Annotated in this window: 3 protein-coding genes; 1 reads left to right on the top strand and 2 read right to left on the bottom strand. The window is 73.2% G+C overall.

Annotation, left to right across the window (positions count from 1 at the left end):
- Positions 1-1,621, bottom strand: a 1,621-nt coding sequence (locus CCN72_RS38760) for a DUF6777 domain-containing protein (RefSeq protein ID WP_143664274.1), incomplete at its 3' end; no start/stop codon positions are given.
- A gap of 101 nt (positions 1,622-1,722) precedes the next feature.
- Here CCN72_RS38760 and CCN72_RS32550 point away from each other — a divergent pair.
- Positions 1,723-3,144, top strand: coding sequence for a lipase maturation factor family protein (locus CCN72_RS32550; RefSeq protein WP_086811786.1), 1,422 nt, complete (start codon positions 1,723-1,725; stop codon positions 3,142-3,144).
- Positions 3,145-3,235: 91 nt separating this feature from the next.
- Here CCN72_RS32550 and CCN72_RS32545 read toward each other — a convergent pair.
- Positions 3,236-4,111, bottom strand: an 876-nt coding sequence (locus tag CCN72_RS32545; RefSeq protein ID WP_244174588.1) for a glycoside hydrolase family 38 C-terminal domain-containing protein, incomplete at its 5' end; no start/stop codon positions are given.

The following is a 4,111-nucleotide window of genomic DNA, read 5'->3' as shown; positions in this document are numbered from 1 at the left end:
GCTTGGGAGCAGCCGGTGACTTCGAGGGCGCCGAGGAGGCCGACGGGAGGGCCGAGGCGGGGAGTACGGCACGTGCCTCGGCGGAGGTGACGGGCGCGGGCGTGCCCCGGCCGGGAGCGGCGGACATGCCCCGGGCGTCGGCCGTCGGAGTGCCCTGGCCGGTCACGGCGGGGGCGGTGGACGCGTCGGCCGTGCGGGCGCCGTGGCCGGCCGTGGCCGGAGCGGCGGACGCGTCGGGGGTTCGGGCCTCATCGCCGGTCGCAGCCGGAGCGCGAGACCCATCGGCCGTCCCCGTCCCCGTCCCGTCGCCGGTCGTACCCGAAGTGCCGCGCGCGTCCGGCGCCGGAGTCACCCGCTCGTCCGCCGCGTGGCTGCCGTGTCCCTCGGCGGAGGCGGCGCTGTGCGAACCGGTGTCCGACCTGCCCTCGGCGGTGTCCGTCGTTCCCTCGCCGGAGTGCGCCCCGCTGCCCGTCGTCCCCGCGGTGCTCTCGCTCCCGGTGTCCGGCCGTCCCTTGGCGCTGTGCGTCTCCGTGTCGGACCTGCCCTCGCTCCGACCGGCTACCCCCCGATTCACGGCACGTGTGCTCCGCTCCCGTTCGCCCGTGCCGATCCCGTCCGCCCTCGTACGACGATCGTCCGGGCGCTCGGCACGGCCGTCACCGTGCCCCGGTGTCACCCGCCCGGTGTCGATCACCGCTCCCCCGATCTCGCCCGTCGCCGAGTTCGACCTGCTCTCGCGGGGACTCGGCTGAGCGGTGTCCGGCCGGGACGGGTGGGGGAAGCCGGTGAGTCCCGGATCCGGGGGCGCGGTGTCGGCGACGGCCGGCGGGGCCACGAGGTGGTCGTTGCGGACGTCGGGACCGATCCTGCGCTCTATCCAGGTGTTCGTGCCCGCGTCCAGGAGCGTGAGGCTGCCGATGGTCTGGGGCGCCGGGGTCACCACGATGACCTGGTTCGGCCGGTAGCCCGACCAGGCGGTACCGCGCGCCCCGACCCCGCCCCGGGCCTCCTCCGGCGGTCGCAACGGGTTCCCGCAGGCGCAGCGCACCCGGGGCACACCCCGGTTGTCGACCAGCACGGCGGTGCCGGCCTGGAGCACGGCCTGGTACCCGGCGGTCTGCCCGCCCTGGTAGCCGTGGTTGGTGACACGGGTGTCGGCGCGCAGCAGGACCGGGGTCAGGGCGCGCAGATAGCCGGGCAGATCCGCAGGGGAGACACCGGCCACATGGGCGAACGCGTCCCTCCGGGCGGAGTCCGCGGTCAGCCCGGCGATCTGCCGCTCGACATCGCAGCCGGAGACGCGGACGCTGCCGCTGTAGAGCCCCGGGGTGCCGCCGGACAGGGCGCGGGCCGCCGCCAGCGGGGCGACGGCGAGACCGGCGGGCGGCGCGCTGACGTCGGCAGTGCGACCGGTGCCGGCCGGCCGGGGCGTGCCGGTGCGGGCGGGACCGGTCGCCATGGAGGCGGTGAAGGGGTTGGGCCCCTGCTCGGCGGCGGGCTGGAGGAAGACCTCCTCGCCCAGCTGGGCCTCCTTGACGGAGGCGCCCGCACACCCGGTGAGGAGCAGCCCCACCGACAGCAGCACGCAGGCCATGAGCATGGATCCGGTGGGTATGCGCACCGTGCACTCCGCATCACTGTGGGTGAATTATCTCTATTATTTGCTTTGCTCCCGTTTCGCTGGCAACTCGGGGGGATCGGCACGAGGGAGACGAGGCGGTCGTGGACTGGTTCACCGCACCCGACTACTGGCTGAGCCGGCTCGTCCTCCAGCGGGCACTGGCCGCGGTGTACCTCGTGGCGTTCCTGGCGGCCGCCCTCCAGTTCCGGGCGCTGCTGGGCGAGCGCGGCATGCTGCCGATCCCGCACTATGTGGCGCGGATCCGGTTCCGGCGGGCGCCGAGCCTGTTCCACCTGCACTACTCGGACCGGTTCTTCGCGGCCGTGGCATGGCTCGGGTGCGCGGTGTCGGTGGCGCTGCTCGCCGGGGCGGACGCGCTGCTGCCGCTGTGGGCGGCGATCGCGCTGTGGCTGGTGCCGTGGGCGCTGTATCTGTCGATCGTGAACGTGGGCCAGACCTGGTACGCGTTCGGCTGGGAGTCACTGCTGCTGGAGACCGGTTTCCTGGCCGCGTTCCTCGGCAACGACGAGGTGGCGCCGCCGGTGCTGGTGCTCTTCCTGCTGCGCTGGATCCTGTTCCGGGTGGAGTTCGGCGCCGGGCTGATCAAGCTGCGCGGCGACGCGTGCTGGCGCAAGCTGACCTGCCTCTACTACCACCATGAGACCCAGCCGATGCCGGGCCCGCTGAGCTGGTTCTTCCACCATCTGCCGAAGCCGCTGCACCGGGTGGAGGTCGCCGCGAACCACCTCACCCAACTCGTGGTGCCGTTCCTGCTGTTCACGCCCCAGCCGATCGCCTCGGCGGCCGCCGCGCTGATGATCGTGACCCAGCTGTGGCTGGTGCTCTCCGGCAACTTCTCCTGGCTGAACTGGATCACCATCGTGCTGGCGGTCTCCGCGCTGCGGCTCCCGGCGACGCCACCGTCCCTGCCGCCCGCGCCCCTCTGGTACGAGATCGTGGTCCTGGCCCTCGCCGCGCTGCTGCTGTTCCTCAGCTATCACCCGGTGGTGAACATGGTCTCCCGGCGCCAGGTGATGAACCGCTCCTTCGACCCGCTCCATCTGGTCAACACCTACGGCGCGTTCGGCAGCGTCAGCCGGGTGCGCTACGAGGTGGTCGTGGAGGGCACCTTGGACGAGGTGGCCCGGGAGGACTCGGACTGGCGGGAGTACGAGTTCAAGGGCAAGCCGGGCCGACTGCGGCACTGGCCGCGCCAGTTCGCGCCGTACCATCTGCGCCTGGACTGGCTGATGTGGTTCGCCGCGCTGTCGCCCGCGTACGCCGGGGAGTGGTTCGGCGGACTGATGGAGCGCCTCCTGGAGAACGACCGCGCCACGCTACGGCTGCTGCGCCGCTCCCCCTTCCCTCCGGACACCCCGCCGCGCTACGTCCGCGCCCGCCTCTTCCGCTACCGCTACACCTCCTGGCGGGAGTTGCGGGAGACGGGGGCGTGCTGGGACCGGACGTATGTGCGCGAGTACCTGCCGCCGACCCGGCTGGCGGGCGCGGCCGAGCGGCCGTAGCCCCGCTCACGCGCGGACACGGGGCGCCGGTTCCGGCCGGGTACGACCCGCGGCCGTACGACCCCGGCCCTGGCGCCGTCGGAGGGGTGGTTCAGGGCCTGCGCAGGCGCAGCGTCATCAGCTCGAACGGGCGCAGTCGTACGGTGATCCACGCGCCCTCGCAGGCCGGTCGGGGCGCCTGGGCGAGCGGGCGTTCCAGCAGGTCGGTCGCCGTGAGACCACTGAACGCGAAGCCGGCCGTGAGGGTGGGCCGGGCCCGGCCGCCGTGGGCCTCGTGGAAGCGGATCACCACATCGCCGCTGCCGTCGTCGGCGAGCTTGACCGCCGTGACGACGACCGCGTCGTCGTCCACGGTGACCAGCGGGGCCACGTCCTGGGCGCCGGTCGTACGGCGTTCGGGCAGATTGACCCGCCAGCCCTCGCGGACCGCGTCGGCGATCGTGGCGCCGGGGACGAGGGCGTGCCGGAAGCGGTGGGTGCCCTGGTCGGTCTCGGGGTCGGGGAAGCGCGGGGCGCGCAGCAGGGAGGCCCGGACCGTGGTGGTCGTACCCCGGTCGCCGTCGGTCCGTACGGTGCGGGTGACATCGTGCCCGTACGTCGCGTCGTTGACGAGGGCCACGCCCCAGCCGGGCTCCTCCAGGTGGACGAAGCGGTGGTTGCACGCCTCGAACTTGGCGGCCTCCCAGGAGGTGTTGGTGTGGGTGGGGCGGAAGACATGCCCGAACTGGGTCTCGGACGCGTACCGTTCGGCGTGCAGGTCGAGCGGGAAGGCCAGCTTCAGGATCTTCTCCGTCTCGTGCCAGTCGACCTCCGTGTCGACGACCAGCCGCCGCTGCCCCGGGGGCAGCGAGAACACCTGGACGGCACGGGAGTTGCCGAAGGAGCGGACGATCCGTACCGAGGCCCCGTCCGCGCCGACGCCGATCTCGTCGGTGTCCGTGAGGTCGGTGACGGTGTTGCGGTAGAA

This window comes from Streptomyces murinus (assembly GCF_002154555.1).
In the GTDB taxonomy this organism is placed as follows: Bacteria; Actinomycetota; Actinomycetes; order Streptomycetales; family Streptomycetaceae; genus Streptomyces; species Streptomyces murinus.
The sequence above is the reverse complement of the archived record's forward strand: the minus strand, read 5'-3'. Positions and strand labels throughout refer to the sequence as shown.